This is a genomic window from Enterobacter cloacae complex sp. P15RS (genome assembly GCF_014895905.1).
GTDB classification, from domain to species: Bacteria; Pseudomonadota; Gammaproteobacteria; order Enterobacterales; family Enterobacteriaceae; genus Enterobacter; species Enterobacter quasihormaechei.
Genome location: NZ_JADBQL010000024.1, coordinates 96157 through 109907 on the forward strand (window position 1 = coordinate 96157; position 13751 = coordinate 109907).

Below are 13751 nucleotides of genomic sequence, written 5' to 3' on the forward strand. Positions count from 1 at the left end.
AAATGCTTGCATGGATAGATTTGTATTTTGGTATCTACGCTCCGGTATTCAATACCGGGATGTGGATCACCTGCAATCTACCACCGTGAGCCTCAACGAAGCATAAACGAATCGATTAACCCGCTTTGGTATTAATTTGCAGATAACGCATCAGCCCCTGCTCGGCGCTCTGGCGGGCATCATCATTAATCGCTTCGAGATAGAACGCGCGAGAGACTCCGTACGGTGCCTGCTCGGATGGGTAAACGGCAAACTGAAAGGTTTTCCCCCTCGCCTTGTTGGTGCAGCCCAGCTCCCAGCGATCTTCACTTACCTGGGTGCTATTACATTCGACGCGGCCGTAATCACTGGTTAAATACGATCCGACGCGGCTTTTCGCTGACTGAATATATTCTGGTTCTTCGTTTGAATAGATGCTGGCAGCAGCACCCACAGCAACCACTACGCCCAGAAGTGATAGCACGATTATTTTTTTCATTTATTAGATCCAATCCTTAGCCAGAAAAATCTTATTGTAAATGATTTCCCCATAAATCTAGCTGCTCTTTTCATACCAGAAATGGGAGTTTACAACGTCAATATTGCTTTTAAGAATAGTCTCAGATGCGCTGTATTGCGATCACAAATTTTGACAGTCTGTTTTCTCAAATTTGAACAGTCAAATAATTACTCTATGAAATTATCCCTACGATAACCCTGGCGTATTTTCGGGGGATGAAGGATGTTCAGAAAAGGGTTGTCGCTACTGCTGCTGATAAGCGCTCTGTTCTCAGGGCAGATTATGGCGGAGCACAAAGGACATGAATTTCTGTATGTAAAAAACGCCGACCATCAGCTTCGTCATGAAGCTGACAGCGACGCGTTACGCAGCGAGGCAGAGGAATCTGCGGAGGGGTTGCGCGAGCGCCATTCCTGGCAGAAATCGCGCAAACCCGATACCCACTTTCCGGGTTAGCTGCCTTTACGCTTCGGCAGGGTTTTCATCAAGTCGTCAGGGCTGACGGAGGCCACAATGCTGCCAGGCGACGGCATTTTGAAGATGTGATTCTTCATCTTACCGATAACGTGCATTTCACACGGACGGCAGTCGAATTTCAGCGTTAGCACTTCATCACCATTCACCAGCTGCATCGGCGTTGCTTTCCAGCTTTTGATATTGCCTTTCGCCTGCTTCGGGCAGAGGTTAAAGGCAAACCGCAGGCAGTGTTTGGTGATCATCACCGGCACGTCGCCCTTCTCTTCATGCGCTTCATACGCGGCGTCAATCAGCTGCACGCCGTGACGATGATAAAACGCACGCGCTTTATGGTTATAAACGTTCGCCAGGAAGGAGAGATGCGTGTCCGGATAAACCGGCGCAGGCACCGCTTCGGCCTTACGGCTGCCGCGCGGATAGTTTGCCAGGCGGGCGTCATCCAGCATCTCAGCCGTTTCACGACGGAACTGATTCAGCAGGCTGTTCGGCACGAACAGCGCATCCGGCAGATTCACCTCAATATTACGCGCGTAATAAATGGTCTGACCCAGCTTCGCCACGCCGTCCTTCAGGTTGTTCAGCGCTTTCTCCGCGTTGTTCGCTACCTCGAACATGCCGTCGAGGGTATGCGTCACGCTGATACCGTCTTCACAGGTCATGGTCAGGATCAGCTGCTCTTCCCAGCCCCCCAGTGCGATATCCACCGCAATGCGGCGCTCGCTGGAGGTCTTGAGCAACGCCTGCTGCCAGTTGTGGTCCAGGTTACGGTTCAGCGCCGCGTTGGGACGGGCTTTGTAGAGGTCGGCAGGCATTTCGTTCGGCCAGACGCGATAGCGGTTTTCGCCGGTTTTCTCCACGGTGTTGGCGCGGAAACCGACCACTTCACGTTTAATCATCACGTTGAGACCGTCGCCGTTCGCCAGCGGCTCTGTAACCTGAACGTCGAGATGGTCCTTCGCCACCTTCAGCACTTCACCCACCGGCAGGCCGATAAATTTCGGTGAGTCAAACGCGCCGATGTCCCCTTTGCGCGCATTCACAAAGTAATCCGTGCTGCCGCGGTGGAAGGTTTTGTCCGTGGACGGAATAAAGAAATGCTCCGTACGTCCGGCAGAGGCGCGGGCCAGATCACCGCGATCGTCGATGATGGCATCCAGCATCTGACGATAATGGGCGGTGATATTTTTCACGTAGCTCATGTCCTTGTAGCGCCCTTCAATTTTGAAGGAGCGCACGCCGGCGTCGATCAGCGCGCCGAGGTTCGCCGTCTGATCGTTATCTTTCATCGACAGCAGGTGTTTTTCGAACGCCACCACGCGGCCCTGATCGTCTTTCAGGGTATACGGCAGACGGCAGGCCTGAGAGCAGTCGCCCCGGTTAGCGCTGCGCCCCGTCTGGGCATGAGAGATATTACACTGCCCGGAATACGCCACGCACAGCGCACCGTGGATAAAGAATTCAATAGTGGCGTCGGTCGCCTGGTGAATATCGCGGATTTGGTTCAGGTTCAGCTCGCGCGCCAGAACAATCTGTGTGAACCCAACGTCCGAAAGGAACTTTGCCTTCTCAACGGTGCGGATATCGCACTGGGTGCTGGCGTGCAGCTCAATCGGCGGGATATCCAGTTCCAGCACGCCCATATCCTGAACGATCAGCGCGTCAACGCCGGTCTGGTAGAGATCGGTTATCAGACGCTGCGCAGGCTCGAGCTCATCATCATGAAGAATGGTGTTCAGGGTCACGAACACCTTCGCCCCGAAACGGTGGGCGAACGGCACCAGTTCGGCAATGTCGCGCAGGCTATTGCTGGCGTTATGACGGGCACCGAAGCCAGGGCCGCCAATGTAGACGGCATCCGCACCGTGAAGAATGGCTTCACGGGCAATGGCGGCGTCGCGGGCCGGGCTAAGCAGTTCAAGATGATGGGAGTGCAGGCGCATACTTCGTCGTTATCCGTTATGGTCAAAATGGCGGCTATTGTAGTCAGAAGTCTGTGTCAGTGAAACCGTTTTGCGACGCTTTAGCGGGGATAATGGATCAGAGAGTGAAAATGGACCGTCCGGGCGCTGCTGTTGCGGTACGCGTGCGGTTTGTCGCCGGCAAAACGCACCCCAGAATCAGCATAAATCGTCCGCCAGATGCCGTCGATCTGCATCTCCAGTTCACCGCTTATCACCACCACGTGTTCAATCACCCCGGCTTCGTGCGGGGTGGACTCGCTCAGCGCGCCGGGCGACAGCGTGATGGAGAAATGGTCAAACCTGAGCTGGTCGTCCCAGGGGAAAAGCGGCTTCACTACCATCGCCTGCTGCTGCGGATCAAATACCGCCTGCGGGTCGCTCTCTGGGGTAATAAACGCCGAAAAAGGCACGTTCAGCCCGGTGGCGATTTTCCACAGGGTGGAGACCGTCGGGCTGGACTCGTTGCGTTCGATTTGCCCAAGCATCGCTTTCGACACGCCCGTCTCTTCCGCCAGTTTCGACAGGCTCCAGCCCCGCGCCTGACGCAGCGCTTTCAGTGTGGTGGCAAGGTGTTGCGTAATATCCATGGTTCCTCCCGTTGTGCGAAGCATATCACTTGTACGCTATAGCGCACAGTGATACCTTACGCCGGATGTTATAACGCACAACGGAGTTCCCATGCGATCGACTGCCCCTCTCTTTCCTGCCGTACTGGCCGGTTTTGTTGCCGTCCTGGTGGGCTATGCCAGCTCTGCCGCCATTATCTGGCAGGCCGCCGCAGCGGCAGGCGCAACCCCACAGCAAATCGGCGGATGGATGACCGCGCTGGGCCTCGGGATGGGGATCAGCACGCTTGCGTTATCGTGGTGGTACAAGGCGCCGGTGCTGACCGCCTGGTCAACGCCCGGCGCGGCGCTGCTCGCCACCAGCCTGCATAGCGTCACGCTGGCGGAAACCATCGGGGTATTTATGTTTGCAAATGCGCTGATCCTGCTGTGCGGCGTGACCGGCCTGTTTGCCCGGCTGATGAAGCTGATCCCGCACTCGCTTGCCGCCGCTATGCTCGCGGGCGTGCTGTTACAGTTCGGCCTGAAGGCATTCAGCAACATTGAGGGACACCTTTTTCTTTGCGGCAGTATGCTGGCCGCCTGGCTGGTGGCCAAAGCCGTGGCTCCCCGTTACGCCATTGTCGTCACGCTGCTGGTGGGCATTCTCGCGGCCTGGGCCGGAAGTGACATTGTCACGAATAAAATGGCGTTATCGGTTATCATGCCTGAATTTATTGCCCCTGCGTTCACGTTCACCAGCCTGATAAGTATCGGCTTGCCCTTCTTTCTGGTGACCATGGCGTCGCAGAATGCGCCCGGCTTCGCCACCATGCAGGCTTCGGGCTACCCGCTGGCGGTCTCACCGCTTATCGTTGCGACCGGCGGGCTGGCGCTGGTGTTATCCCCCTTCGGCGTCTATTCCATCTGCATCGCCGCCATCACCGCCGCCATTTGTCAGAGCCCGGACGCCCACCCGGATGCCAGTAAACGCTGGCTGGCCGCGGCGGCCGCAGGCGGGTTTTATCTGCTGGCGGGGGTTTTCGGCGGCTCGATTTCCGGGCTGATGGCCGCCCTGCCGCTGAGCGGGATCCAGACGCTGGCCGGTCTGGCGCTTCTCGGTACGATTAGCGGCAGTCTGTATCAGGCGCTGAATCATGAAGCGGAGCGCGACGCGGCGATCGTCACCTTCCTGATGACCGCCAGCGGCGTCACGATCCTGGGGATTGGCTCCGCCTTCTGGGGGCTGGTGCTGGGTGGGTTATGTTACGCGGTCTTTTCACGCCTTCGTCGCGCGTAACTGGGACGGCGTCATCCCCGTCATGCTGCGAAAACGGTTACTGAAGTGGCTTGCGGAGTTGAATCCGCAGGCCAGCGCGATGTCGGTGAGCGGCGTGGTGGTGTGCTGCACCAGCGCTTTGGCCTTCTCCATGCGGCGCTGCATGACGTACTGATGCGGCGCCAGCCCCATCGACTGGCGGAACATTCTGGCGAAGTGATACTCGCTGAGTGCGGCCTGACCCGCCAGCTCCGCCAGCGTTAGGGGTTGCGCCAGATTTTCCTCGATAAAGGCCACTACGTTACGCAGCACAAACGGCGATAACCCGCCGGTGACCACCGGTAACTTCCACTGTACGCTGGAATAATGCTGGACTAAATGCGTCAGCAGTAAGGTCGACGCGGTGCTCAGGGTGAGCTGGTTGGCATTTTGCTGCCAGTCGCAGCCCAGCAAAAACTGACGATAGAGGGCGGTGATTTTCGGATCGCTGCCAAAGATTTTTTCATCCAGCGTCAGCGATAGCGGACGTTTATCCCAGATTTTCTCCCCCACGTCCCGCAGATGTTCATCGGTGCAGTAAAGGTGGACGAACGACAGGTCGTCACGAATATCCCACGTGGATTCGCTCTCTTCGGGCATCAGGCAAAAACGATCCGGCCCGCCGCCATTTTTCCAGCCACCGGGGGTTTTTTGATAGCTTTCATAGCCATCCGCCACGTACAGGCTGAGCGTATGGTGGTTGCTTTTTACGGTGATCGTATCGTGCTTGTTGTACCACGCCGCCAGTTGAATGCCAGAATTGAGCGCGACGGTTTCCCGCAGCACCGCATTTTGTTGGCGTAACGTTTCAAAGGTGTCGTAAACGAGAGACATGGCCGTAAACAGGTGATTAATCAGACTGTCAGTCTATGAAGTGTTGCAGCCTGTTACCAGCGTTCGCGTGAGAAAAAAGCGCAAGAATGTGCAAGTCCGGCGCAAGCCGATGAAAGCCGCCCGCCCGCGCTTTCGTCACACTGGGGTTTTTCGCGGTATGAGAAGAGAGAAACCATGAACGCATTACTCTATGGGCTGGTCGTTGTTATCTGGGGCACCACCTGGATCGCCATTTTTCTGCAACAGGGGCCGGTTCCCGCCCCGGTTTCCATTTTCTGGCGCTTCGCCGTGGCCAGCGCCACCATGATGATTGTCCTGCTCGCCCTTCGCCGCCTGCGCAGGCTGGCGCTGCGGGATCACCTCTACTGCCTGCTTCAGGGCTGCTGCGTATTCTGCTTCAACTTCTGGTGCTTTTACACCGCCGCCGCCCATATCAATACCGGCCTCGAGTCGGTGATCTTCTCGATGGCCGTGCTGTATAACGCCATCAACAGCTTTATCTTCTTCGGCCAGCGCCCGCCCGCACGCTTCTGGACGGCGGCAGCGCTGGGGCTTATCGGGATCATCACCCTGTTCTGGAACGATCTGCTCGCCAGCGGCTGGAGCGCGTCGTTGCTCACCGGTATTGGACTTTCCGCCCTCGGCACCTACGGCTTCTCGCTGGGGAATATGATCAGCATGCGTCATCAGCGCAACGGACTGGAAACCATGACCACCAATGCCTGGGCGATGCTGTATGGCACCGTCGTGATGGGCCTTATCGCCCTCTTCAGGGGCGATAGCTTTATGCCTGAATGGACGGTGAGCTATATGGGGGCGCTGCTGTATCTTGCGCTGTTTGGCTCGGTGATTGCCTTCGGGGCCTATTTTACGCTGGTGGGCCGCATTGGTCCCGGTAAAGCCGCGTACAGCACCCTGCTGTTCCCGCTGGTGGCCCTGTCCATTTCAACAATCTACGAGGGCTACGTATGGCATCTCAACGGGATCGCAGGCCTGCTGCTGATTCTGGGGGGAAATATGGTGATGTTTACCAAACCGGAGACCTGGTTCCGACGCCTGCGGACGGCATAAAAAAACGGCCTGCGAAGGTGCAGGCCGTGTTGATTATTTTGCAGTCTGATGAACATCAAACATGGTGGCATCCGTCGCCATGTCATCCACAACCTGTTTCAGCGTGGCGAAGCCTATCGGCGTATTTTCATTTGCCAGCTCTTCACCTTCACCTTTACGAACAACTTTAATCACCGGCTTGTTGGTGGCCGCATCGATCAGCTCGCCTTCGAAGAACAGATGCGTATCCATGGTGCGATGGCCAGTTGCCATCTGCGTTCCCGCAACCAGCAGCGCGACAGGAACCACTTCATAGAACTGCAAACCTTCTTTGTCCGAGCTCACGCCGGTGATGGCGCCACGGAAGATCAGGCTATGTTTGCCTGGCGTCGTGACAATCGGCTTACGCTGGCCAATCGCGGTTTTCAGTTTGGTATTGGTATAACTCAACACCTCATCAAGCGTTTTTTGCCCAAGCTGAGTGGTCGGTTTTGGCGCCGGGTAATAGGTAATCGGCGTCCAGATAATGCTGTCGTAATTCGCCTCATTGTAGGAAGGATCAACCCAACGCAGGGTTGGCTTCCCGGTTGCAGATGTCATCTCCTGCAAGCCTGAGTAATCTTTTAAAAAGCCCGAATACTGCTCGGGGGCTGCGACTTTTGACGCGCAGCCTGAAAGGGCCAACAGGCCAGAAAGCACTGCAACTTTAAAAAAAGTCTGAGTACGCATGATGGTATTCCATGTTATCTGCAAGTATGCACTTGAAGTTATAACAAAAAAGGAGGGAACGTGGTGTGGCAAAAAATGACGAAGACAGCACAAATAGCGAAAATAGTGCCCGGCTGAAACCGGGCAGTATAACTATTACTCTTTCAGATCCACTTGCCAGAACAGGTGCTTGCCGAAGGGATCGATTTCATAGCCCGTGACCTCTTTACGGACCGGCTCAAAAATGGTCGAGTGGGCAATCATCACCGCCGGCATTTGATCGTGCATCATCTGCTGCGCCTGCTTGTACAGCGCCACGCGTTTTTCGCGATCGGTTATCGATTTAGCTTCGGCAATCAGGTTATCAAAGGGCTTATAACACCATTTTGCCGAGTTCGACCCGCCGTTGGCGGACGTACAGGTAAACAGCGGCCCGAAGAAGTTATCCGGATCGCCTGTCGCCGTTGTCCAGCCCATCAGCGCGGCCTGATGTTCCCCTCCTTTCACGCGCTTCAGGTATTCGCCCCATTCATAGGTCACGATTTTGGTCTGTACGCCAACTTTCGCCCAGTCCGCCTGGATCATTTCAGCCATCCGTTTCGCGTTCGGGTTATAGGGCCGCTGCACCGGCATGGCCCACAGTTCGATGCTGACGCCGTTAGCAAATCCCGCCGCCTTTAGCAGCGCCTTCGCTTTTTCAGGATCGTAATCGTAGTCTTTCAGCGCGCTGTCGGCACTCCAGACGCCAGGCGGCAGCAGGTTTTTCGCCGCCGTGCCGGTTCCGTGGAACACCGCGTCAATGATGGCGGGTTTATTAATCGCTATCGCCAGCGCCTGGCGCACCTTCAGGTTATCCAGCGGCGGCTTTTGCGTGTTAAACGCCAGGAAACCGGTATTCAGGCCGGCCTTGCTCATCAGATTGATGTCTTTGTTGGCCTTCATGCGCGGCAGATCCGCCGGATTCGGAAACGGCATCACCTGGCACTCGTTCTTCTCAACTTTGGCAAAACGCACCGAGGCGTCCGGCGTGATGGTGAACACCAGACGATCCAGCTTCGATTTCCCCTGCCAGTATTGCGGGAAGGCGGTAAAGAGGATGCGGGAATCCTTCTGGTACTGCGCCAGCTTAAACGGACCGGTGCCAATCGGCTGCATATCGACCTTTTCTGGCGTGCCCGCTTTCAGCATGGCATCGGCATATTCCGCCGACAGAATAGAGGCAAAATACCACGCCAGGTCAGCGACAAACGGCGCTTCCGGGTGCGCCAGGGTGAAGCGTACGGTGTGCTCATCAATCTTGTCGATAGCCGTTATCAGGCTGCCAAACTCCAGGCTTTCAAAGTTGGAATAGCTGCCGTTCGAGACGTTATGGTAAGGATGATTCACATCCTTCTGGCGCATAAACGAGAAAATCACGTCATCCGCGTTGAAGTCGCGCGTCGGCGTAAACAGCTTATTACTGTGGAATTTCACCCCTTTGCGCAGGTGGAAGGTGTAGATCTTGCCATCCTCGCTCACCTCCCAGCTTTCGGCCAGGCTCGGCACCAGTTCGGTGGTGCCGGGTGTGAAATCGACCAGACGGTTATAAACCGGTACGGCGCTGGCATCCACGCTGGTTCCCGAGGTGTATAGCTGAGGATTGAAGTTTTCCGGCGATCCTTCAGAGCAATACACCAGCGTTTTTGCCGCGACGGTGGAACTGACCGTCAGCGCAGCCAGCGCCAGCGTTATCGTTGTGAATGTGCTTTTCATCATTATTTCCTGTCTTTTTAATTCGACGGCTAATTACTTCTTTTGCCGTTCCATAAATAACATTAAAGTGATGGCGCAAACACATGAAAAATAAATACAGAAGGAAACACTATGGGCTCTGAACTCTCCAGACAATTAACCCGTCGCTTTTTTCGTTATCTCGCCATTACCAGCCAGAGCGATCCAAAAGTGAAAACGTTGCCCTCCACGCCGGGCCAGTACGACATGGCGCGGGAACTGGCGAACGAGCTGGAAAAGCTGGGGTTGGACGACATTGTGATTGATGAATTCGCTACCGTTACCGCCGTGAAAAAAGGCAATGTCGCGGGCGCACCGCGCATTGGTTTTATTACTCATATCGACACGGTAGACGTCGGTTTATCTCCGGATATTCATCCGCAAATATTAACGTTTAGGGGTGAAGATCTCTGCCTGAATAAAGAGAAAGGGATCTGGCTGCGCGTCAAAGAGCACCCGGAAATTCTGGCTTACCCTAATGAAGAGATTATTTTCAGCGACGGAACCAGCGTATTAGGCGCAGATAATAAAGCGGCCGTCACCGTGGTTATGACGGTACTGGAAAACCTGACGGCCGAGCATAAGCATGGCGATATTGTGGTGGCGTTTGTGCCTGACGAGGAGATTGGCCTGTGCGGTGCGAAAGCGCTGGATTTGAAACGCTTCGACGTCGATTTTGCCTGGACCATCGACTGCTGCGAACTGGGTGAAATTGTTTATGAGAACTTCAACGCGGCAGCGGCTGACATTCGCTTTACTGGCGTAACGGCCCACCCGATGTCCGCCAAAGGGGTGCTGGTCAACCCACTCCTGATGGCCACGGACTTCATCAGCCAGTTCGATCGCCAGCAAACCCCGGAATGCACCGAAGGGCGCGAGGGCTACATCTGGTTTAACGGCATCCAGACCGGACAAAACGAAGCGGTGCTGAAAGCCAACATCCGTGATTTCGACAAACAGGGTTTTGCCGCCCGCAAGCAGCAAATTACCGATGTGGCGGCGCAAATAGCCGCGCAACACCCTACAGCAAACGTGGAAGTCCACATCGAGGACACCTACAGCAATATCAGTAACGCGATTGATGAAGATCGCCGCGCCATCGACCTGATGTTCGAGGCAATGAAATCGCTCGGTATCGCGCCCAAGCCAACGCCGATGCGCGGCGGCACGGACGGCGCAGCGCTGTCAGCCAAAGGCTTGCTCACCCCGAACTTCTTCACCGGCGCCCATAACTTCCATTCAAAGTTTGAGTTTTTACCGCTTTCGTCGTTCGAGGCGTCCTACCGCACCGCCCTGCAACTCTGTCTGCTGGCCGCGCGTTAAGCGGGCTTGCGTGCAAGCAGGGTGGCGAAGCGCAGCTTGATACGGTTCCCGTTGGCATCGGTACGGTGGAGTTCACCCACCTCTTCGTTGTACTTGAGCAGCTCCCAGCCCTGGTAATAGTTGCTCAGTTCTCCGGTTTTGAACGCAAACGGGAAACCAACGGTACACGGATAATCCTCTGTATCCATCGCCGCAACGATCAGGTTATAGCCGCCCGGCCTGGTGCAGCGCTGCATATTGGCGATAAGACCAGGGATGGTTTTCGCCTCAAGGAACATCAGTACGACGGTAGAAAGAATAAAGTCATATTCGCCGTCAAAGGTCAGGCTGTTCAGATCCTGAATCGCCGTGTGCAGATTCGTAATCCCTTCCGCCGCCTTAATGCGCTCAATGTTATCGATGCTCATCGGGTTTTTATCCCACGCCGTCACGTCATAGCCGTTGGCCGCCAGGTAAAGGCTGTTACGGCCATTTCCGCAACCGAGATCGAGCGTTTTACCCGGCTTAACAATATTCGCGCTATGTAACACCTCTGAGTGGGTGCGGGTCAGACCATATTTCTCGGTAAAGTAGTTTTCATCGACAGTCATTGTTTTTCCTCAGATTGCATAAGCAGTGCCTTATCAGCGCGCACCAGAAGTTTGCCCTGCATCAGCAAGATAAAAGTACGGACCAGCAGCATCGCGATGATGACGTTGGTGAAAATAAACAGTGGAACAGCAAGGGCGTGAAAGAACCCTGACGGGCTGCTTTGCCCAAGATGCAAACCGGTGGTCGCCAGCGCCGAGACCCCGAACGAGAAGCTCCAGAACGACGCGTTGAACGGCTGCGACAGATACCACGGCATCAGACGCAGCATAAACAGCAGCTGTAACAAGCCATAGCCAAACAGCATTTTGGCGAAGGTATCCGCTTCGCCGCCGTTGACGCTAAGCCAGGCGCTACAGGCCACCAGGGCTGGCGCAAGCTGGATCCCGAGCGAGGTACGAAGCGCTGCGGGCAGTTCGCCGGCGCTGCGCAGGCGCTGCAAAATGACCGGCTCCAGGCTCAGCCAGGAAAAGACGCCGGCGCCAAGGAACACCAGTCCGGCATCGTGGAAACCCAGCGCGCCGCAGGCCATCGCGCTAATAAAATTGTTCGCCACCGTTGGCAGATAGAGGCCCGGCGTTGTCGCCTCTCCCGGGTGCTTACCGCGCCACAGCCCGGCGCTTTGCCAGGCGGCATACGCAAGCTGGATCACCACGCCCACACTAAATAACACCAGCGACATCGGGCGGTACCACGGCACGAAGCCGATGGCCACCAGCATCGTTGTGGCGGGAAACAGGCTGACAAAACTGCTCATCACCGGATGTCGCATCTCTGCCAGCACGCTGCGTGGAAACCGTACCGCACGGGTGAGAAACACTACGCTCAAAAAGAACCAGATCGTCACCGCCAGCGCCACCAGGATCTCTCCCGGCCAGCGCGTAACCGGCCATACAGTGCTGGCATAACGCCAGGCGAACCCCATGCCAATGGTACCCAATACCATGCCAAAGTACCCGGCGGGCAAGTTAAGAACGCGTTGGTTTTCATTATGCATTTTTTTTAAACTTTAAAATGTATTTGAAATGCCATTTTAAGGGGTTTCCCGTGTGGACGCCAGCACTTCGACAAGCCAAAAGTTTGCTACGTTTAGTGAAAGGCTTTTCAGGGATCAGACGATGACAAAATATCGGCTTAGCAATGAAACCCGTCTGTGGCGCTGGCAGGACGGGACCACGCCGTGCACAACGTCCCTCAGACAGATTGTTGCCGTGGACGATTTTAACGATGTTGCCCGCGGGACAAAAGGCGGTTGGGTTGAGGATGAGAACGTCCTCGCACAGGACGGGGATTGCTGGATTTACGATGAAAACAGCGTGGTCTTTGCCGGTGCCCGGGTATCCGGTAATGCCCGCCTTACCCAGCCCTGCATCGTAAGCCACCGCGCACACGTTAGCGGCAACAGCTGGCTGGACGCCGCCGAGGTGAGTCACGGTGCGATAATAAGTGACAACGTCACTATTCAGCACTCTACGGTGCGCGGGGAATGCCGCATCGCAGGTGATGCGCGGGTGCTGCATAACAGCATGGTGATCGCAGCCAAAGGGCTTACGCCCGACCGCGAGCAGATCCTGCAAATCTATGACAGCGCAACGGTCAGCCAGTCGCGTATTGTGCATCAGGCGCAAATTTACGGCGATGCCATGGTGACCTGGGCCTTTGTAGAGCACCGCGCTGAGGTGTTCGATCGCGCCATTCTTGAGGGCAACGCGCTTAATAACGTCTGGGTGTGCGACTGCGCCAAAGTGTACGGCAACGCCCGCCTGCTGGCAGGCTCAGAGGACGATGCAATCCCGACGTTGCGGTACAGTTCACAGGTTGCGGAAAACGCCCTCGTCGAAGGCAACTGCGTTATTAAACATCACGTGCTGATAGGCGGCGAGGCGTGGTTGCGCGGCGGGCCGATCCTGATTGACGACCACGTCGTGATTCAGGGCCGGGCGCGTATCAGTGGCGATGTACTGATTGAGCATCAGGTGGAAATTTCAGACGATGCGGTTATTGAGGCGCTTGAGGGTGAAAGCATTCACGTCCGGGGATCTAAAGTGATCAACGGCGACACGCGGATCACCCGAACGCCGCTGCTGGGGGCACTATAGCGGGAAAAGCCTGGCGTAAAGATTCACGTCATCGTAGCGGCCATTGAGCATTTCCGCTTCCCGCAGGCATCCTTCCAGCGCAAAACCGTTGCGCTGAGCCACACGGTTACTGTTCTGGTTATCTACGCGACATTTAATGACAAAGCGGCGGATCTCGCCGCGCTCAACGTAATAGCGCATAAACGCCTGGAGCGCCTGAGAGAGAATGCCCTGCCCCTGATGCGCTTCGTCGAGCCAGTAGCCAATGTACCCGGCCTTGTTCGCAGGCTCGATGGCGTTAAAGGAGAGCACGCCCACCAGCGCGTCGTTCATGAAAATCAGGAACATTTTGGCGTAACCGCGCTCGTGCAGCATCTGGTTGCTCTGCACGTTGCGTCGCGTGTCCTCTTCGCTGCCGACATGCTGCGCCCAGTCAAAGGCGGTTTGCAGCCAGGTTTTGTTTTTAATCACGAGGTTATGCAGATCGGCGGTATAACGTTCTTCAACGGCGCGAAGCTCAATATCCTGGTTAACGGGGATAATTTCTGAAGACATAGTGCCTCTTATTAATTGCCGGGTGGCGCTAACGCTTACCCGGCA

The 13751-nt window shown here is 55.8% G+C and carries 14 protein-coding genes; 5 read left to right on the plus strand and 9 right to left on the minus strand.

What is annotated here, in order from left to right:
• Positions 1-115: 115 nt before the first annotated feature.
• Entirely contained in the window at positions 116-478 is a 363-nt protein-coding gene (locus IM267_RS15235) for a hypothetical protein (protein ID WP_015570547.1), read from the minus strand.
• A gap of 243 nt (positions 479-721) precedes the next feature.
• Here IM267_RS15235 and IM267_RS15240 point away from each other — a divergent pair, with 243 nt between their 5' ends.
• Entirely contained in the window at positions 722-955 is a 234-nt protein-coding gene (locus IM267_RS15240; RefSeq protein WP_107535341.1) for a DUF2554 family protein, read from the plus strand.
• On the opposite strand, the gene IM267_RS15245 is transcribed toward IM267_RS15240, so the two are convergent.
• Both IM267_RS15245 and IM267_RS15250 read right to left on the minus strand, forming a co-directional pair.
• A complete protein-coding gene (locus IM267_RS15245) occupies positions 952-2916 on the minus strand; it encodes a U32 family peptidase (RefSeq protein ID WP_107535340.1) in 1965 nt (654 codons plus the stop codon). The genes IM267_RS15240 and IM267_RS15245 overlap by 4 nt on opposite strands.
• A gap of 80 nt (positions 2917-2996) precedes the next feature.
• Positions 2997-3524: a helix-turn-helix domain-containing protein gene (locus tag IM267_RS15250; protein WP_063866735.1), complete on the minus strand. Its 528-nt coding sequence runs from the start codon at positions 3522-3524 to the stop codon at positions 2997-2999.
• A gap of 91 nt (positions 3525-3615) precedes the next feature.
• On the opposite strand from IM267_RS15250, the gene IM267_RS15255 reads away from it, so the two are divergent.
• Positions 3616-4782 (plus strand): benzoate/H(+) symporter BenE family transporter, encoded by a 1167-nt coding sequence (locus tag IM267_RS15255; protein WP_193033746.1) that lies wholly within the window; start codon positions 3616-3618, stop codon positions 4780-4782.
• Here IM267_RS15255 and IM267_RS15260 read toward each other — a convergent pair.
• Positions 4762-5634 (minus strand): helix-turn-helix domain-containing protein, encoded by an 873-nt coding sequence (locus tag IM267_RS15260; protein ID WP_107535337.1) that lies wholly within the window; start codon positions 5632-5634, stop codon positions 4762-4764. The two genes, IM267_RS15255 and IM267_RS15260, sit on opposite strands and share 21 nt — an antisense overlap.
• 174 nt (positions 5635-5808) lie before the next feature.
• On the opposite strand from IM267_RS15260, the gene IM267_RS15265 reads away from it, so the two are divergent.
• Complete coding sequence (locus tag IM267_RS15265) at positions 5809-6705, plus strand: DMT family transporter (protein ID WP_112792302.1); 897 nt, start codon at positions 5809-5811, stop codon at positions 6703-6705.
• A gap of 33 nt (positions 6706-6738) precedes the next feature.
• On the opposite strand, the gene IM267_RS15270 is transcribed toward IM267_RS15265, so the two are convergent.
• Positions 6739-7413 (minus strand): DUF3313 domain-containing protein, encoded by a 675-nt coding sequence (locus IM267_RS15270; protein ID WP_063866739.1) that lies wholly within the window; start codon positions 7411-7413, stop codon positions 6739-6741.
• A 135-nt stretch (positions 7414-7548) separates the two neighbouring features.
• On the minus strand, positions 7549-9144 hold the full coding sequence (locus tag IM267_RS15275; protein ID WP_193033762.1) for an ABC transporter substrate-binding protein: 1596 nt from the start codon (positions 9142-9144) through the stop codon (positions 7549-7551).
• A gap of 111 nt (positions 9145-9255) precedes the next feature.
• Between IM267_RS15275 and pepT the strand changes: the two genes are divergently transcribed.
• Complete coding sequence (pepT, locus tag IM267_RS15280; RefSeq protein ID WP_193033747.1) at positions 9256-10485, plus strand: peptidase T; 1230 nt, start codon at positions 9256-9258, stop codon at positions 10483-10485.
• Here the strand turns inward: pepT and tehB are convergent.
• Together tehB and tehA are read right to left on the minus strand one after the other, a co-directional pair.
• Positions 10482-11075, minus strand: a complete 594-nt coding sequence (gene tehB / locus IM267_RS15285; protein WP_063866742.1) for a tellurite resistance methyltransferase TehB — start codon at positions 11073-11075, stop codon at positions 10482-10484. The genes pepT and tehB overlap by 4 nt on opposite strands.
• Positions 11072-12070, minus strand: a complete 999-nt coding sequence (tehA, locus tag IM267_RS15290; protein WP_193033748.1) for a dicarboxylate transporter/tellurite-resistance protein TehA — start codon at positions 12068-12070, stop codon at positions 11072-11074. Before tehA ends, tehB begins: the two co-directional genes overlap by 4 nt.
• Before the next feature lie 121 nt (positions 12071-12191).
• Here tehA and ydcK point away from each other — a divergent pair, with 121 nt between their 5' ends.
• Entirely contained in the window at positions 12192-13172 is a 981-nt protein-coding gene (gene ydcK, locus IM267_RS15295) for a YdcK family protein (RefSeq protein WP_193033749.1), read from the plus strand.
• On the opposite strand, the gene rimL is transcribed toward ydcK, so the two are convergent.
• On the minus strand, positions 13167-13706 hold the full coding sequence (gene rimL / locus IM267_RS15300) for a 50S ribosomal protein L7/L12-serine acetyltransferase (RefSeq protein WP_112792297.1): 540 nt from the start codon (positions 13704-13706) through the stop codon (positions 13167-13169). The genes ydcK and rimL overlap by 6 nt on opposite strands.
• Positions 13707-13751: the final 45 nt, after the last annotated feature.

What these genes read in the sequence shown, in the direction of transcription:
- IM267_RS15245 (WP_107535340.1), bottom strand. Translation starts at nt 2,916, where the DNA reads ATGCGCCTGCACTCCCATCATCTTGAACTGCTTAGCCCGGCCCGCGAC.
- ydcK (WP_193033749.1), top strand. Translation starts at nt 12,192, where the DNA reads ATGACAAAATATCGGCTTAGCAATGAAACCCGTCTGTGGCGCTGGCAG.
- IM267_RS15255 (WP_193033746.1), top strand. Translation starts at nt 3,616, where the DNA reads ATGCGATCGACTGCCCCTCTCTTTCCTGCCGTACTGGCCGGTTTTGTT.
- IM267_RS15235 (WP_015570547.1), bottom strand. Translation starts at nt 478, where the DNA reads ATGAAAAAAATAATCGTGCTATCACTTCTGGGCGTAGTGGTTGCTGTG.
- IM267_RS15270 (WP_063866739.1), bottom strand. Translation starts at nt 7,413, where the DNA reads ATGCGTACTCAGACTTTTTTTAAAGTTGCAGTGCTTTCTGGCCTGTTG.
- IM267_RS15260 (WP_107535337.1), bottom strand. Translation starts at nt 5,634, where the DNA reads ATGTCTCTCGTTTACGACACCTTTGAAACGTTACGCCAACAAAATGCG.
- IM267_RS15275 (WP_193033762.1), bottom strand. Translation starts at nt 9,144, where the DNA reads ATGAAAAGCACATTCACAACGATAACGCTGGCGCTGGCTGCGCTGACG.
- tehA (WP_193033748.1), bottom strand. Translation starts at nt 12,070, where the DNA reads ATGCATAATGAAAACCAACGCGTTCTTAACTTGCCCGCCGGGTACTTT.
- rimL (WP_112792297.1), bottom strand. Translation starts at nt 13,706, where the DNA reads ATGTCTTCAGAAATTATCCCCGTTAACCAGGATATTGAGCTTCGCGCC.
- IM267_RS15240 (WP_107535341.1), top strand. Translation starts at nt 722, where the DNA reads ATGTTCAGAAAAGGGTTGTCGCTACTGCTGCTGATAAGCGCTCTGTTC.
- tehB (WP_063866742.1), bottom strand. Translation starts at nt 11,075, where the DNA reads ATGACTGTCGATGAAAACTACTTTACCGAGAAATATGGTCTGACCCGC.
- pepT (WP_193033747.1), top strand. Translation starts at nt 9,256, where the DNA reads ATGGGCTCTGAACTCTCCAGACAATTAACCCGTCGCTTTTTTCGTTAT.
- IM267_RS15250 (WP_063866735.1), bottom strand. Translation starts at nt 3,524, where the DNA reads ATGGATATTACGCAACACCTTGCCACCACACTGAAAGCGCTGCGTCAG.
- IM267_RS15265 (WP_112792302.1), top strand. Translation starts at nt 5,809, where the DNA reads ATGAACGCATTACTCTATGGGCTGGTCGTTGTTATCTGGGGCACCACC.